Below are 16,260 nucleotides of genomic sequence, written 5' to 3'. Positions count from 1 at the left end.
GCGTATAATCGTCGGCAGCGTCAGATGTGTATAAGAGACAGCCTCCAGGCACCGCTCGGTGCTGGCGTAGCTCTGGTTCAGCTCCCGCTGCAGGACCTCGCGGTCGCAGGCGTTCTCCCAGATCGAGACGACGATGCTGGCGACACAGTTGCTGATGATGCTGGTCAGGGCGCGGGCCTCGGACATGAAGCGGTCGATGCCGACGAGCAGAGCGACGCCCGCCACGGGAAGGTCCGGCATCACCGTCAGCGTGGCGACCAGGGCGACGAAGCCGCTGCCGGTGACGCCCGCAGCCCCCTTCGAGGTCAGCAGCATGACGCCGAGCATGGCGAAGATCTGGCCGCCCGACAGGTGGATGTCGCAGGCCTGGGCGATGAACAGCGAAGCCAGGGTCAGGTAGATCGCCGTGCCGTCGAGGTTGAACGAGTAGCCCATGGGCAGCACGAGGCCGGACACGCCCTTCTTGCAGCCCAGCGCTTCCAGCTTCTGCAGCACGCGCGGCAGGACCGGCTCGGAGGACGAGGTGCCGAGGACGATCAGCAGTTCTTCGCGGAAGTAGCGCAGCACCTTCCACAGGCTGAAGCCGTGCAGCCGCGCCAGCGTGCCAATGACGACCACCAGGAAGACGCCGCAGGCGACGTAGAAGGTGAGGATCAGCAGGCCGAGCGAACCGATGCTGTCGATGCCGTACTTGCCGACGGTGAAGGCCATCGCGCCGAAGGCGCCGATCGGGGCCAGCTTCATGATGAAGCCGAAGGCGGCGAACAGCACATGGGAGAAGGATTCGATGCCCTGGACCACCGGCTCGCCGGCCTTGCCGACCCGCGTCAGCCCGAAGCCGACCAGGACGGAGATGAGCAGCACCGGCAGCACCTCGCCCTCGGCGAAGGCGCCGAAGAAGGAATGCGGGATGATGTGCAGCACGAAATCGGTGAAGCCGACCGGAGCCGCCTGCTTGGCGTAGCGCGCCGCCACCGTGGGGTCGAGCGACGCCGCCGACACGTGCATGCCGACGCCGGGCTCGATGATCATCACCGCGGCCAGCCCGATGAGCAGCGCCGCCACCGTCAGCGCGTAGAACAGCGCCATCGACTTGACCAGCGTCTTGCCGATCTCGCGGGTGTCGTTGAGGCTGGTGATGCCGCTGACGATGGTGCAGAAGACGACGGGCGCGATCATCATCTTGACCAGCTTGACGAACCCGTCGCCGAGCGGCTTCAGCGAGGCGCCGAGGTCCGGCCAGAAATGACCGGCCAGGATGCCAAGGGTCAGGCCGACAACGACCTGGAAATAGAGGGCCTTATAGATGGCTTTGGGCATGGTCGGCGCCGGGGTTTGTTCTCCCGTTTGTAGGCGCATGGCGTTTCCTCCTCTGTGTGCTGTTGGGTCAGGCGGCCATGGCGGCCCGCGGCGGGTCCGATGGCCGTGCGAACACGGTTCCCTCGAACAGGCGTCGTGACGTGCGCAGGATGCTGGCGGTGGGGGCGGATTGACCGGCGCCCGGATCGAGGCGGATGGTCAGCCGGCCGGCCGGATGCTCGAAGGTGACGTCGCCGGGCAGGGCCATCCGTCCGGCCAGCGCGGAGGCCACGGTTCCCGGGATGGTGCAGGCGGTCGCGGTGGCGACGGCCCCGGTGATGGCCATCGCCCGGTGGCAGTCGTGCGGCATGAAATAGCGGACGGCCAGCGTGCCGCCGCGGGTCGGCGGCGCCAGCAGGACGGGCTTGGGGATCACCATGCCGGCGGCGTTGGGGAAGCCCATGCGGCGGCCGGCCTCGACGCGCAGCGCCTCCAGCCGGGCCATGAAGCCCCGGTCGAGCCGGTAGCTGTCCATCGGCTCGTGCCCCGTCTTGCCGAGATCGGCGGCGCGGACCAGCATCACCGGGATGGCGGCGTCGATGCAGGACACCTCGATCCCGTCGATCCCGTCGATCCCGTCGATCCCGCCGATGCGGTCGACCGGCGCCCCGGTGGGCAGCAGCCGGCCGGTGTTGGCGCCCGCCGCGTCGAGGAAGGCGAGATGGATGGGCGCCGCGGTGCCGGGCACGCCGTCGATGACGGCCTCACCCTCGTAGGTCACCCGGCCGTCCGGGGTCTGGACGCGCGCCTCGATCAGCTTGCCGGTGTTGACGTTGTGGATGCGCACCACCGTCACGCCGTCCGTCGCCGGGACCAGCCCGGCCTCGATGGCGAAGGGGGCGACCGCGGCGAGCATGTTGCCGCAGTTGGGCGAGGTGTCGACGATCCCTTCCTGCACCCGCACCTGGGCGAACAGATAATCCACGTCCGCGCCGGCCAGGGTGGCGGGACCGACGATAGCGACCTTGCTGGTCAAGGGATTGCCGCCGCCGATTCCGTCGATCCCCAGGTCGTTCCCCGCCCCCATGACGGAGAGCAGAAGGGCGTCGCGCTCCGCCGGGGATGCTGGAAGGTCGGATGCCAGGAAGAAGGGCCCGCGGGAGGTTCCGCCGCGCATCATCACACAGGGAATGCCGATCTGGCGGCTCGTCAGGTGGTTCATGGCGCTTGCTGTCTCTTGGTCTCGCCGTCGCGGCGAAGAAAGCTGGTGGACCGATATTCAGCGCCGGAACCGTATTTGTTAAATGCAATGATTCGGGATATTGTTGCGTTTCACGCATCAATGGGCACCGCCGCGGGGAGGGGAGCATGAATTTCGAACTGGTCGATCTGAAAGCCTTCGTGGCGGTGGCCGAACTGGGCAGCTTCAACCGCGCCGCCGAGCTGCTGAACCTCTCGCAGCCGGCGCTCAGCCGCCGCATCCAGAAGCTGGAGGACACGCTGGGCGTCGCCCTGTTCGAGCGCTCGACCCGCCATGTCGCCCTGACCATGGTCGGACGCGACTTCATGCCCAAGGTCCGGCGCTTCCTGGACGAGTTCGAGTCATCGCTGCTGGGCATCAGCGACCTGGGGGCGCGGAGCGGCGGGCAGATCACCATCGCCTCCGTCCCGACGGCGGTGTTCTACTTCCTGCCGAACGCGATCAGCCGCTTCAGCGTCGCGTTCCCGCGCATCCGCATCCGCATCCTGGACCTCGGCGCCAACGAGGGGCTGGAGGCGGTGGCCCGCGGCGAGGCCGATTTCGGCATCAACTTCATCGGCACGTCACACCCGGACATCGAGTTCACACCGCTGGCCGAGGACCCGTTCGTCGTCGCCTGCCGGCACGATCATCCGCTGGCCTCCCAGCGGGAGGTCGGCTGGGACGAGTTGGCGGCGCACCGGGTCATCACCGTGGGACGCACCAGCGGCAACCGGGCGCTGATCGACAACGCCCTGGCGCAGCACGGCCTGAAGCTCAACTGGTCCTACGAGATCACGCACCTCGCCAGTTCGCTCGGGCTGGTGGAGGCCGGGCTCGGTGTCGCGGTGCTGCCCAAGCTCTCCACCCCGGCCTCGGGCCATCCCATCATCCGGACCATCCCGCTGAGCCATCCGAAGATTTCCCGAACCATCGGTGTCGTTCGGCGTCACGGCGCCATTCTGTCGCCGATGGCGGCGCGCTTTCTGGAGGTGCTGCTCGGCTCCTGGAAGGCCTGATGCCTTCGGCTGTTGGGCATCCAATGAAGGTTGCATCCGTTGAAGGTCATCGGAGGCGCCATGAGTCGGACGCCGATGTCCAAGCTCTCGTGAACATGGCCACGCCTGGAATCCGACGTCGTCGGTTTGATCGGGGCCGCGTGCCCATCCCGCTTTCCGTCATGTCCCTCCGGCGTCTGTAATGCTCCCGGTATCAGTACAGTTCGGTGGGATTGTGTGGGACCGTCGCTGTCTCCGCCTGCCTCCGTCGGGCTAGGCTCGCGTCACAACGGGCACGGGATTGGAAAGGATGACGGGATGCGGTGGGTGACGGCGGGCTGGGGCAGCGGGTTGCTGGGCGTGCTCATCTTCAGCGGATCGCTGCCGGCGACGCGCGTCGCGGTGGGCAGCTTCACGCCTCTGTTCCTGACCTCGGCACGGGCGCTGATCGCCGCTGTGCTGGCGGCTGTTCTGCTGGCCGTGCTGCGGCAGGCCCGCCCGCTGCGCCGCGACCTCGCGCCGCTCACGGTGGTGGCGCTCGGCGTGGTCGTCGGTTTTCCGCTGCTCACCGCGCTGGCGCTTCGGCACATCACCTCCGCGCACTCCATGGTCTTCATCGGTCTCCTGCCGCTGTCCACGGCACTGTTCGGTGTTCTGCGCGGTCGGGAGCGGCCGAAGCCGGTCTTCTGGCTGTTCTCGGGTCTGGGCAGCCTCGCAGTCGTCGGCTTCGCCCTGGCGCAGGGCGGCGGCGCGTCGCTGACCGGGGCCGGCCTGATGGTGGCGGCCATCCTGCTCTGTGGGCTGGGCTACGCCGAGGGCGCGGTGCTGTCGCGCCGTCTCGGCGGCTGGCAGGTGATTTCCTGGGCGCTCGTCCTGACGATGCCGGTGATGGCCGGGCTGGCGCTCGCGACCATGCCGGACGCCTGGACGGGCATCGAAACCCCGGCCTGGATCGGCCTCGCCTATGTTTCCGTCTTCAGCATGCTGATCGGCTTCGTCTTCTGGTACCGCGGGCTCGCGCTCGGCGGCATCGCCGGGGTCGGGCAGTTGCAGCTGCTTCAACCCTTCTTCGGGCTGTCGCTGGCGGGTCTTCTGCTGAACGAGCCGGTGGCCTGGAGCATGATCGCCGTGACCGGGCTGATCGTGCTGTGCGTCGGCGGAGCGAAGCGCTTCGCGTGAAAAGCGATCCCGCCGCCACTTCTTTCGGGTTTTAAGTCTCGGCCTATGGCTATTGGGCTAACAAATCGTTTCTCGCCGCCGCCCCATGGATCAGCTTAAAGTGGCGTCCCGCTGTGCGGCAATGGCCGCGCCCCTGTTGTAAGGGGGGTTTGGAACAAAGGACGGGACGCCTGCGCATGTCCAACGAGACCGACGTCTCCACCGCCCCCGATTTCCTCGCCAGCGGCGGCGAGATGGGCGCCCAGATGCGCGCGTTCGACTGGGCATCGACGGTGCTCGGTCCGCCTGAGGACTGGCCGCGCAGCCTGAAGACGGCGGTGCGGATCATGCTGACCTCCCGCCAGCCGATCTGGATCGGCTGGGGCCAGGACCTGATCTATCTCTACAACGATGCTTACAAATCAATCATCGGCGGCAAGCACCCCTGGGCGCTTGGGCGGCCGACCTCTGTCGTGTGGCGGGAGATCTGGGGCGACATCGGCCCGATGCTGGCAACCGCCATGACGGGGGACGAGGGGACCTACGTCGAGGGGCAGCTCCTTGTCATGGAGCGCAACGGCTATCCGGAGGAGACCTACTACACCTTCTCCTACAGCCCGGTTCCCGACGACGACGGCAGCCCCGGCGGCATCATCTGCGCCAACTCCGACGACACGCAACGGATCATCGGCGAACGGCAGCTCACCCTGCTGCGCGATCTGGCCGCCGGCACTGCCGACGCCCGGACCCTGCCGGAGGTGTGCGAGCGCAGCGCCCAGGCGCTCGCCACCAACCCGCGGGACATGCCCTTCGCGCTGCTCTATGTGGCCGAGCCCGATGGGGACAGCGCCGCCCTCGCCGGGTCCTGCGGCATCGGGCGCGGCCATCCTGCGGCTCCGGAAACGCTGGCGGTGGACGGCACGTCGGTGTGGCCCTTCACCCCGACGCTCCATGACCCGGTGCTGGTCGGCGATCTGGCGGCGAAGTTCGGTGCCGACCTGCCGCCGGGCGTCTGGCGCCGCCCGCCGGCCCAGGCCGCGGCGATCCCGATCCCGGCCAGCGGCGAGGCGGGCCGGGCCGGCCTTCTCGTCGTCGGCCTGAATCCGTTCCGCCTGTTCGACGACGGTTACCGGCGCTTCCTGGGACTGGTGGCGGGGCAGATCGCCGCGGCCATCACCAACGTCCAGACCTACGAGGCCGAGCGGCGGCGGGCCGAGATGCTGGCAGAGATCGACCGCGCCAAGACGGTGTTCTTCTCGAACATCAGCCACGAGTTCCGCACGCCGCTGACCCTGATGCTGGGGCCGCTGGAGGAGGTGCTGCAGGCCGAGCCGGAGCGGATGCCGGACCATCGCGAGGACCTGAAGGTGGTCCATCGCAACGGGCAGCGCCTGCTCAAGCTCGTCAACGCGCTCCTGGACTTCTCACGCATCGAGGCCGGGCGGACCCAGGCGCGCTACGAGCCGACCGACCTCGCGTCCTACACGGCGGAACTGGCGAGCGGTTTCCGCTCGGCCTGCGAGCGGGCCGGGCTGAGCCTCGTCGTCGACTGCCCGCCGCTTCCCGGTCCGGTTCATGTCGACCGCGGCATGTGGGAGACGGTCGTCCTCAACCTGCTGTCGAACGCCTTCAAGTTCACCTTCCAGGGCGCGATCGCGGTGTCGCTGAGGCCGGTCGGCGAGGGCGCCGAGCTCCGGGTGAGCGACTCCGGTACGGGCATCCTCGATTCCGAACTGCCGCGCCTGTTCGAGCGCTTTCATCGGGTCGAGGGCGCGCGGGGGCGCAGCCACGAAGGCACCGGCATCGGCCTCGCCCTGGTCCAGGAACTCGTCAAACTGCACGGTGGCACGATCCGGGTCGAGAGCGAGATGGACCACGGTTCGGTCTTCATCATCACCGTGCCGTTCGGCACCGCCCATCTGCCGCAGGAGCGCGTCCTGTCGGAGCCGACCGGCGCCGCGGCCGGCCTGCGCACCCAGACCTACGTGGAGGAGGCGCTGCGTTGGCTGCCCGGCTCGGTCGCCGCCGATGGCGGAGCGCCGGTCGCGTTGATCGGCGCCGCGGAGACGGTGATGGCGCTGGCGACGGGCGAGTGTCCACGCCTCCTGCTGGCCGACGACAACGCCGACATGCGCGACTATGTGAGCCGCCTTCTCCATGGCCGCTACGTGGTCGAGGCTGTGCCCGACGGTCAGGCGGCCCTGGTGGCGATCCGCGCGAACCGTCCGGACCTCGTTCTGACCGACATCATGATGCCCGTGCTGGACGGCTTCGGCCTGCTGCGCGCGATCCGCGAGGATGCCGACCTGCGCGACCTGCCGGTCATCCTGCTGTCGGCCCGCGCCGGCGAGGAGGCGAGCGTCGAGGGGCTGTCGGCCGGCGCCGACGATTATCTGGTCAAGCCGTTCTCGGCGCGCGAGCTGATCGCACGCGTCGACACCGCCCTGGCCATGGTGCGCCTGCGCCGCGAGGCGGACAACGCGCTGCGCGAGAGCGAGGCGCGCTTCCGCAATCTCGCCGACCACGCCCCGGTGATGGTCTGGGTCACCGAACTCGACGCCTCCTGCAGCTATCTCAACAAATCCTGGTACGAGTTCACCGGCCAGATTCCCGAAACGGGGTTGGGCTACGGCTGGCTGGACGCCATCCATCCCGACGACCGGCAGGCGGCGGCGGACGTGTTTCTGGCGGCCAACGCGAAGCAGGAGGCGTTCCGGCTGGAATACCGGCTGCGGCGGACCGACGGGGTCTACCGTTGGGCGATCGACGCCGCCGCCCCGCGCTTCGGCGCGGAGGGTGGATTCCTCGGCTACATCGGTTCGGTGATCGATATTTCCGAGCGCAAGGAGGTCGAGGACGCCCAACGGCGGCTCAACGACCTGCTGGAGCAGCGCATCGCCTCGGCGATCGCCGAGCGGGAGCGGGCCGAGGCGCAGCTTCGCCAAGCCCAGAAGATGGACGCGGTCGGCAAGCTGACCGGTGGAGTGGCGCACGACTTCAACAACCTTCTCCAGGTGATTTCCGGCAACCTTCAGCTTCTGACAAAGGACGTCGCGGGGAACGACCGGGCCGAGCAGCGGCTGCAGAACGCGCTGAGCGGCGTCAGCCGGGGGTCGAAGCTGGTTTCCCAGCTCCTCGCCTTTGGCCGCCGCCAGCCTCTCGCCCCCCGCGTGGTCAATCTGGGCCGGCTCGTCCGCGGGCTCGACGAGATGCTGCGCCGCGTGCTCGGCGAGGGCGTCGAGATCGAGACCATGATCACGGGCGGGCTGTGGAACACCTTCGCCGACGAGAGCCAGGTCGAGAACGCGCTGCTCAATCTGGCGATCAACGCCCGCGATGCCATGAACGGGCACGGCCGGTTGACCATCGAGGCCGGCAACGCCTTCCTCGACGATCCCTACGCCGCCCGGCACGCCGAGGTGGAGCCGGGCCAATACGTCATGCTGGCGGTGACCGACACCGGCTGCGGCATTCCGCCGGACGTGCTGGATCACGTCTTCGAGCCGTTCTTCACGACCAAGCCGGAAGGGCAGGGCACCGGCCTCGGACTCAGCATGGTCTACGGCTTCGTCAAGCAGTCGGGCGGGCACGTCAAGATCTACAGCGAACCCGGCCAGGGGACCACGGTCCGCGTCTATCTGCCGCGCGCGCATCAGGCGGAAGACGTCGTGACGGTGATCGACAACGGGCCGGAGGCGGGCGGATCGGAAACCGTGCTGGTGGTCGAGGACGACGACGACGTTCGGGCGACCGTGGTCGAGATGATGGCCGACCTCGGCTATCGCGTGCTCAAGGCGCGGGATGCGCAGAGCGCGCTGGCCATCGTGGAAAGCGGCGTGCCGATCGACCTGCTGTTCACCGACGTCGTCATGCCGGGCCCGCTGCGCAGCCCGGACCTGGCGCGCCGCGCGAAGGAGCGTCTGCCGGGGATCGCGGTCCTGTTCACCTCGGGCTACACCGAGAACGCGATCGTGCATGGCGGGCGCCTCGATCTCGGCGTCGAACTGTTGAGCAAGCCCTACACCCGCGAGGCGCTGTCCCGTAAGGTCCGGCATGTCCTGCGCAACCAGCAGCAGCAATCCATGGGGCAGGCCGGAAAAAGGGAAGCGACCGCGAAGCCGTCCGCTGAACCCACGCCGGCGACGGCGGACGGCTGTCAGGGCCTGCGCGTGCTTGTGGTGGAGGACGATGCGCTGATTCGCCTCGTCACGGTGGAGATGCTGACCGGCCTCGGCCATTCGGTCGTCGAAGCGGGCAACGCCGAGGAAGCATTGTCGATTGCCGAGACCCAGCCCGTCGACGCGCTGCTGACCGACATCAGCCTGCCGGGGATGTCGGGGGAGCAGTTGGCCGCCGCGTTGCGCAAACGTCACCCGGCCCTGCCGGTCGTGTTCGCATCGGGGGCCGACCGGGCGCCCGCCGGCGGCGTCCACCTGCCGAAGCCCTACGATGACGCGGCCCTGGCCGAGGCACTGGACAAGGCGGTGAGGCCGCCCCGCTGAGCGCCCAGTCCGTCGCCGGCGACTACAGCCGGGCCGAGCCCCGGAGCACCAGCCGGGGGGCCGGGCGGTGCAGGACCGGCCCGGCCTCCGGCTCGGTGAGGCGGCGTTCCAGCATGCCCATCAGCGTCGTCACGATGCCGTCCACCGGGTTGTGGACGGTCGTCAGGGCGAAGCTCGGCCAGGCGGCCATCGGCACGTCGTCGAAGCCGATGATCGATACCTCCTCAGGCACCCGCAGGCCGAGCGCGGTGCGCGCCGCGTCCAGCGCGCCGAAGGCCATGACGTCGTTGCCGCAGAAGATGGCGTCCGGCCTCGGGTCGCCACCGAGCAGCCGCAGCGCTTCGCGGTATCCGCTGTCGTACCCGTAATCTCCCTGCCCCAGCCCGGCCAGCGGCACGCCCAGCCCGTCTAGGGCCGCGCGGAAAGCGGCGTTGCGCTCCTGCTCGGAAAAGGCGGTGGGGCGGCCCGCCAGATAGGCGATCCGGCGGTGCCCGGAGGCGACCAGCGCCTCGGCGACCAGCGCGGCGCCCAGCCGGTTGTCGCAGCAGATGCTGTCCACCCCGTCCTGCTCCACGGCGCGTCCGTAGAGGAGCAGCGGCGCACCCAGCTCCATCACCGCCCGGACGGTGGCGGGCGACACGCTTCCCGCCGTGACGATGACGGCGTCGACCTGATAGTCCAGCGCCGCCATCGAGGCGCCGCCCAGCCCGTCCGCCGGGTCGCCGCGCAGCAGCAGCGGCTGCTTGCCAAGCGTCGCCAGCCCGCGCGTCAGCGCTTCGAACAGATAGGGCTGGAACGGCCCGTCCAGATCGCCCATCACGACGCCGACGAGGTTGGTGCGCTGGGTCGTCAGGCTGCGCGCGATGGCGTTCGGGCGGTAGGCCAGACGCTCCGCCGCTTCCAGGACGCGGGCGCGCATCTGCGGCGAGACGCTGGCCCCGTCGGTGAAGCAGCGCGAGACCGCCGACTGCGACACCCCGGCCAGCTTGGCCACCTCCACCGCCGTCGCCCGCCTGCGCTCCCTGGTCACCGGTCTTCCCCTGGCTTTGCGCCGCCGTCCGACACGCGGCGGAGCATCGTCAGGGCGACCCTATACCCGGACGTCCTCCGTCCCGCCACTGCGGACTTCGCGGAGGGCACGATGAAGGGGGCGGTGGCCTGCGCTCACGGCGTCAGGAACAGGGCTGAGGTCCAGATCCGCGACTGGTCGCGCTGGCGCGCGGTCAGGAACAGCGGGTGCTCGCGGCCCGGGGCGAGGGCGAGGTCGGCGAGCGGGATGCGCCCGGCGAGGTCGCGGGGCAAGGGCGCCTCGGTGACCCGTTCCACTGTCACCTCCAACTCGGTGCCGGGCAGCACGCGGGTGACCCGTCCGGCGTCCGCGCCGGCCAGCAGCGCGTCGCCGTCGATGTCCAGCACCGCTTCCGGGGCGTGCGGGTTGGGCGGCGGAGTCAGCGGGTTGCCGACCTTCACGTAGGTGCCGATGGCGAGCCGCACCTGGATGCGCGCACCGGCAAGCCGCGACAGCGCCAGTTCCACCCCGTCGCTGTCGCCGTGGGTGACGGTGCGGATGGCGACGGTCGTCGCGTCGCGGCGCCAGCAGCCCTGTTCCGGATGGTCGAAGCCGAAGGGCTCGACCCGCTGCACGGCGGCGCCGGTGACGGTGATCCCGCCGTCCCAATAGGCGCCGCGGTAGCGGTCCTTGATGCGGGCGCCGCCCAGCCGCAGGCGGATCTTCGTCTCCGACAGGCCCAGTTCGCGGTGCAGGTCGCGCTCCCAGACCACCCGGTCGCCGTTGAACAGGCGCAGACTCTCCCACCCCCGGTCGCCGAGCAGGCGGTAGTCCAGCGCGTCCTCCGCGCCGGCCTGCACCACCTCGCCCATCCAGCGGTCGCCCAGACGCAGGCTGGCGAAGCTGCGCTCCCCGGTGGTCGCGAAGGTCCGCCGCGCCCGCAGCGCCCGGCCCACCGACGCGCGGTCCAGCCGGTCGGCGAAGACGCCGGTCAGCCCGCCGCGCGCCCCGAACACCGCGGTCGCCGGCGCCCCGCCGCCGCAGCGCCCCTGATGCTCGTCGCTGCTCGCCGAGGCGCCGAGCCGGTAGCCGCGGGCCAGAGCCTCGGCATAGACCCAGTGGAACTGGCCCCAGGCGGACCCGATCTCGATCAGCCGCTCCAGCTCCGGGTGGTGCCAATCGAGGTTGCAGCGCCGACCGCCGACATGGGGGATCAGCAGATGGCCCTCCGGATCGTCCCGGTAGGCGGCGTAGAGGTCGTCGAGCGGCCAAGCGCCGGGGCGCAGCGCGCCGCGGGTCGACTCGTTCCATTCGAAGGAGCGCACCGGCTGGCCCCGCCCGTCCGCTGGGAAGCGCGGCGGACCGTCGCGCAGGAAGATCACGTTGTGGTCGCCGCCCGCCGCGGAGTTGCCGCACCACTCCGTGCCGGGGTAGCAGACGAAGCGGTCCGGCTCGTTGTAGTGGTCGATCAGGCCCACCGCCTCGGTCCAGGCGCGCTCCGTCACGTTGAAGTCGTTGGCGGTGTAGCCCAGCACGTCCAGACCGGCGACGTCGCGCCCGTAGGACAGGTTGTAGGCGGTGTCGTTGGTGCCCACCGTGTCGTTGGAATGGACGTGCAGGTCGGCATAGACGGCGCGCGGTGCCCCGACTTCGGCGGTGATAAAGGCTTCGGCGGGGGCGAGGCCCGGCGCCGTCGCGGCGATCCGCCATTCCCCGGCGCCGAGGTCGAGCGCCTCGCGCCGGACCAGCCAGCCGTTCGCCTGGGGATCGGGGGCCAGCGCGACCGTCCGTGCGCTTTCACCCTCCGGCCCGGTAACGGTCAAGGTGGCGTCCAGCGTGGTGTCGAGGCAGCAGTTGCCCCAGGCGTCGTCGGCGCGCAGAAGCAGCGACGCCGGACCGGGGGCGATCAGACGCGGCGCGACCAGCCGCAGGGCGGCGGGAACGCCCGGCACGATGTCGATCACGCAGTCGCCCGGCACCTCCGCGTATTTCTGGCTGCCCAGCGGGTCGATGAAGACGCGGAAGCGGAAACCCTGCTCGACGAAGGTCTGCACCCGCGTGCCCGGCCCGCCCTGGCGCCGGTCGCCCAGCCGGATCACGATGCGGTCGCCGGGGTTCAGGTAGCCGTCGATCACGTCGATGACGATGGCCTTCTGGTAGGGCCGCTCGTGCCCCTTCTGGTCGAAGCGCACCTTCAGCGCCTGCACGGTCGCCGGGCTCTGCCCCGGCACCAGTGGTCCGGCCTCGTACTCGGCGGAGACGAAGTTGGCCGCCGTGGGGTCGCTGGTCTGGAACAGCGCCCAGTCCGAATAGAACTTCATCGCCAGCTTGATCCCCGCCCCGTCGGCGAGACCCGACCCGCCGACCTCGTAAGTCAGCGTCACCTCGGTCCATTCGCCGGCCACCAACGTCCGGTGGGAGCAGGCGGTGGCGCCGAGGAAGGGACGGGCCTTGTTCCGCTCGTAAAGGCCGGCGGGGGCGATGTGGCCGGTGGGGACGGGATCGCTCATGGGACGGGACCTCGGGCAAGGGGGCGGCGCGCCGCAACGGCTAATACATTGCATAACAAGTTTGATGATACAATATAAGACATGTATGGTGCGCCACCGGATGACGGCGTGCTCGGGGAGGATCGGCGCGCTTGAGCCGGCCGGACTCCGGTGGCATCAAGGCGCGGACACGATCACCACGGGCGGGGAGGGGACGGTGGCCCCGAAGCGGGACAGTTTGGTGCGGGAGAACGCGACGGCCCTCTACCGGCAGATCGCCGACCGCCTGCGCGAGGAGATCGCCGCGGGCCGGTTCGAGCCGTCGGGTCGCCTGCCGAGCGAAAGCGAGATCGGCATCCGCTTCGCGGTCAGCCGGGTGACGGTCCGCTTGGCGCTCGACCGGCTGGAGGCGGAAGGGTTGATCGAGCGGCGCAAGGGCAAGGGCACCTTCACGGCGGGCAAGCGCGTCCGTCACCCGCTGGACCGGCTGCGCAGCTTCCACGAATCCCTGCGGCTCCAGGGGCTGAACGCCAGCATGCGCCACCTGTCGGCCGGGATGACCGCCACGCCGCCGGACCTGATGGGCCAGTTCGGCCCCAACTGCCTGGAGGTGCGCCGCCTGCATCTGGTGGACGGGGAGCCGGTGGCGCTGGGGCGCAGCCTGCTGTCGGCGGAACTGGCCGGCGTCGATTGGGCGGCGGCGGGAGAGAAGCCGGTCTACGCCATCCTGAGGGAGGTCACCGGACAGCCGGTGGTCGGCGCCGATGTCGAGGTCAAGGCCGAGGCCGCGGGCGCGGCGGTCGCCGAACCGCTTGGCGGGACGGCGGGGATGCCGGTGCTGGTGATGATCCGGCGATCCTTCTTCGCGGACGGCGCCTGCGCCGACCACGCCGTCTTCCATGTGCGTCCGGAGCGCTACAGCTTCGTGCTGTCCCACCGCTGGGACGGGTGAGGCGGCCGCTGCATCACCGGCCTGAAAACGATAATGAGAATTCTTCGCATTTCGGGGTGAGGCGGGGGGTGTGCCCGTTCGTCTGAGCAGAAGGACCGGTGGTTCCTTCGGAGAGGACGAGATGAGCGTTGGCAAGTCGCGCACGCGGCTGTGGTTCCTGTGGCACTCCTGGTTGGCGATGCCCCTCTGGGCATTCCTGTTCTTTGTCAGCCTGACCGGGACCATCGCCGTGGTCAGCACCGAGATCATGTGGCTGGTCAACCCGGCCATGCGGGCGTCGGGTGCCGGGGAGCCGCTGCCGGCCAGCGCGCTGATCGCCGCCGCCGAGGCCGCGGCGCCGGGCGGGCGGGTGAGTTCGCTGAGTTGGGGCGGCTCGCACATGGCGATCGGCGCCCGCATGGCGATGCCCGACGGAACCTCCACGACCGCCTGGGTGAATCCGGTCAGCGGGGCGGTGCAGGGGGTGTCCACCGGCAACTCGTTCCAGAGCTTCTTCCGTGCGCTGCACGGCTGGCTCATGACCTTCCCGGTGGGCTGGTACCTCGTGACCTTGCTGGCCATTCCGCTCGTCGGGTCGCTGGTCACCGGGCTGGTGGTCTACAAGCGGTTCTGGAAATCCTTCTACCAGCCGCGCATCCGCTGGCGGCAGGCGCCGCGCGTGATGTGGGGCGACCTGCACCGCGTCGCCGGCACATGGTCGATCTGGTTCATCGCGGTCATCGCGGTCACCAGCCTGTGGTTCCTGATCTACATGATGCTGTTCCATCTCGGGATGGGGCTGGGCGGCGGGAAGGCGCCGGTGCTGCTGGCCCGCGACCAGATCCCGGTGAGCGCAACCGCGCCGAGGCCGGACGTCGACGCCATCATGGCCAGCGCCAAGGCGGCCCTGCCGGACATGCGGCTGCGCTACCTGTGGCTGCCCGGCACCGCCTACGACCCGGCGACGGTGGCGGGGTCCAGCGGGCAGGTGCCGCTGCTGCCCGACTATGTCCGGGTGAATCCCTTCACCGCCGAGGTGATCCTCATCGAAGGCGGGATGGAAGCGGCGTCCGGCATCGAACTGACCCGCACCATCATGCGCGCCCTGCATACCGGCGATTTCGGCGGCCTGCCGGTCAAGCTGGTGTGGTTCGCCTTCGGCCTGCTGATGACCACGCTGGTCTTCAGCGGCATGCTGATCTGGATGAAGCGGACCGCCCGCGCCACGGTCGAGGCGGTGCGCGACGTCCGGCGCGGGTCCCGGTTGGCGGAGGGCTCGTCCAATGCGTAATGACTCAATGCGTAGTTATTGGCGGCGCGGCAAGTTCCATCTCAGCGCGCTGATGATGCTGGTGCCGCTGCCCTTCCTCCCCGACTATTTCAGCCCGAAACCGATCTTCGTGCCGCCCGAGATCCGCCGGGACATCGCCGTCGGGCCCTTTCCGGTCACGCTGGCGACCTACGACGAGGCGCCCGCCCGCATGCCGACGGGCGAGCGGATGAAGGAGTACCGCATCCACATCCGTCCCGCCGACATCGACCATGTGCGCGGCGTCTTCCTGCGCGTCGGCAAGCCGCGCAGCCTGCGCACCGCGGGCGCGCTCGCCTTCGGCAACCCCTATGAGCGGGAGGCCGACGTGACCGTTCCGGACGAACCGGCCGGCACGGAGGAGCTGTGGGTGACCATGGAGGATTGGAGCGGCGGGGTGCATCAGGCATCCCTGCCGCTGGGCGAGATTTTCGGAGGAAAGCGATGAAGACCCACCGCCTGTTCGCCCTGGCGGGGCTGTTCGCCCTGTGCGCCGCCGGTGCGGCGGAGGCCCATTACCCCATCTGCGAATGCCGGATGGCGGAGGGCGACACGGTGCAGTGCACTGGCGGCTTCTCCGATGGCTCGAAGGCGCCCGGCGTGGTGCTGGACGTCATCGCCTACGACGAGCAGGTGCTGGTCAAGGGCAAGCTGGGGCCGGATTCCACGCTCTCCTTCCAGCGCCCCGCGCAGGACTTCTACGTCCTGTTCGACGCCGGGCCCGGCCACACGGTCGAGATCGAGCACACGGCGATCAAGTAGCGCTCTCAGCGAAGCCGGAACCATGCATCATCAGATCGTCCGCCGCGCCGGAGCCGAGCGCGAGACCCTGTGGGTCCTGCTGGCCGCCGGCGCCATTCTCGCGTCCGCCACCCTGGCGGTCGGGCTGCGCGCCGCTCCGGACGCGGAAGCCCCGCTGGCCGCCCACCTCATCGATTCCCGCACCGGCCTGACCGCCGCCGAGCAGGGCCTCTACGCCGACCTGAAGGCGGCGGGCGAGGAGATTGCCGCCTTGCGCGAGGCGGAGGGCCGGGCGCCGACGCCGGAGGAACTGGCTGCCGAGGCCCTGCCGCCCTTCGCCGCCGACACCAGCGCCGTGGCGCGCGGCGGGCACGCCTGGATGCTCGCCGGGACCAGCAATGGCATCGCCTATGCCGGCGTCTCCGCCGCGCCGGAACTGGCCGGGTCCCTGGTCCTGCGGCTGGACGGCCATGGCGCCGAGATCTGGCTGAAGCGCGCCGCCGAAGCCCCGCCCGCTCCGCCGGAGGACGCGGCCCTGACCGCCGCCGGCTGGAAGCGGATCGTCTCCACCTTCACCGCCGGGG

General features: G+C 69.9%; 12 protein-coding genes. 8 read left to right on the top strand and 4 right to left on the bottom strand.

Translation table 11 applies throughout. The annotated features are described in order from the left end of the window. Both dctA and Q4I23_RS21215 read right to left on the bottom strand, forming a co-directional pair. Positions 1-1,320, bottom strand: a 1,320-nt coding sequence (gene dctA, locus Q4I23_RS21220) for a C4-dicarboxylate transporter DctA (RefSeq protein ID WP_498527515.1), incomplete at its 3' end; no start/stop codon positions are given. Positions 1,321-1,387: 67 nt separating this feature from the next. After that, positions 1,388-2,521, bottom strand: coding sequence for a 4-oxalomesaconate tautomerase (locus Q4I23_RS21215; protein ID WP_498527514.1), 1,134 nt, complete (start codon positions 2,519-2,521; stop codon positions 1,388-1,390). Between the two features lie 146 nt (positions 2,522-2,667). On the opposite strand from Q4I23_RS21215, the gene Q4I23_RS21210 reads away from it, so the two are divergent. The 3 genes from Q4I23_RS21210 (at position 2,668) to Q4I23_RS21200 (ending at position 9,197) form a co-directional block, all read left to right on the top strand. Continuing rightward, complete coding sequence (locus Q4I23_RS21210; protein ID WP_498527513.1) at positions 2,668-3,558, top strand: LysR family transcriptional regulator; 891 nt, start codon at positions 2,668-2,670, stop codon at positions 3,556-3,558. 297 nt (positions 3,559-3,855) lie between these two features. Beyond that, complete coding sequence (locus Q4I23_RS21205; protein WP_498527512.1) at positions 3,856-4,716, top strand: DMT family transporter; 861 nt, start codon at positions 3,856-3,858, stop codon at positions 4,714-4,716. Positions 4,717-4,892: 176 nt separating this feature from the next. Beyond that, positions 4,893-9,197, top strand: a complete 4,305-nt coding sequence (locus Q4I23_RS21200) for a response regulator (protein WP_498527511.1) — start codon at positions 4,893-4,895, stop codon at positions 9,195-9,197. A gap of 22 nt (positions 9,198-9,219) precedes the next feature. Here the strand turns inward: Q4I23_RS21200 and Q4I23_RS21195 are convergent, their stop codons facing one another. After that, positions 9,220-10,227, bottom strand: a complete 1,008-nt coding sequence (locus Q4I23_RS21195; protein WP_454019647.1) for a LacI family DNA-binding transcriptional regulator — start codon at positions 10,225-10,227, stop codon at positions 9,220-9,222. A 134-nt stretch (positions 10,228-10,361) separates the two neighbouring features. Beyond that, entirely contained in the window at positions 10,362-12,716 is a 2,355-nt protein-coding gene (locus tag Q4I23_RS21190) for a hypothetical protein (protein ID WP_498527510.1), read from the bottom strand. Positions 12,717-12,912: 196 nt separating this feature from the next. Here Q4I23_RS21190 and Q4I23_RS21185 point away from each other — a divergent pair, with 196 nt between their 5' ends. From Q4I23_RS21185 to Q4I23_RS21165, 5 genes are all read left to right on the top strand, one after another. After that, complete coding sequence (locus Q4I23_RS21185) at positions 12,913-13,647, top strand: GntR family transcriptional regulator (protein ID WP_454019645.1); 735 nt, start codon at positions 12,913-12,915, stop codon at positions 13,645-13,647. Between the two features lie 121 nt (positions 13,648-13,768). Then, on the top strand, positions 13,769-14,917 hold the full coding sequence (locus Q4I23_RS21180; RefSeq protein ID WP_454019644.1) for a PepSY-associated TM helix domain-containing protein: 1,149 nt from the start codon (positions 13,769-13,771) through the stop codon (positions 14,915-14,917). Next, positions 14,910-15,383 carry a PA2404 family protein gene (locus tag Q4I23_RS21175; protein ID WP_498527509.1) on the top strand — a complete coding sequence of 158 codons (474 nt, stop codon included), beginning with the start codon at positions 14,910-14,912 and terminating at the stop codon, positions 15,381-15,383. The genes Q4I23_RS21180 and Q4I23_RS21175 overlap by 8 nt, the downstream gene beginning before the upstream one ends. Further along, positions 15,380-15,697, top strand: a complete 318-nt coding sequence (locus Q4I23_RS21170) for a hypothetical protein (RefSeq protein WP_200486290.1) — start codon at positions 15,380-15,382, stop codon at positions 15,695-15,697. Before Q4I23_RS21175 ends, Q4I23_RS21170 begins: the two co-directional genes overlap by 4 nt. Positions 15,698-15,719: 22 nt before the next feature. Next, positions 15,720-16,260, top strand: a 541-nt coding sequence (locus tag Q4I23_RS21165; protein ID WP_498527508.1) for a DUF6162 family protein, incomplete at its 3' end; no start/stop codon positions are given.

The organism is Azospirillum sp. UFLA03-27, from assembly GCF_059803775.1.
Note: the sequence above shows the minus strand (reverse complement) of the source record. Positions and strands in the feature narration are given on the sequence as shown.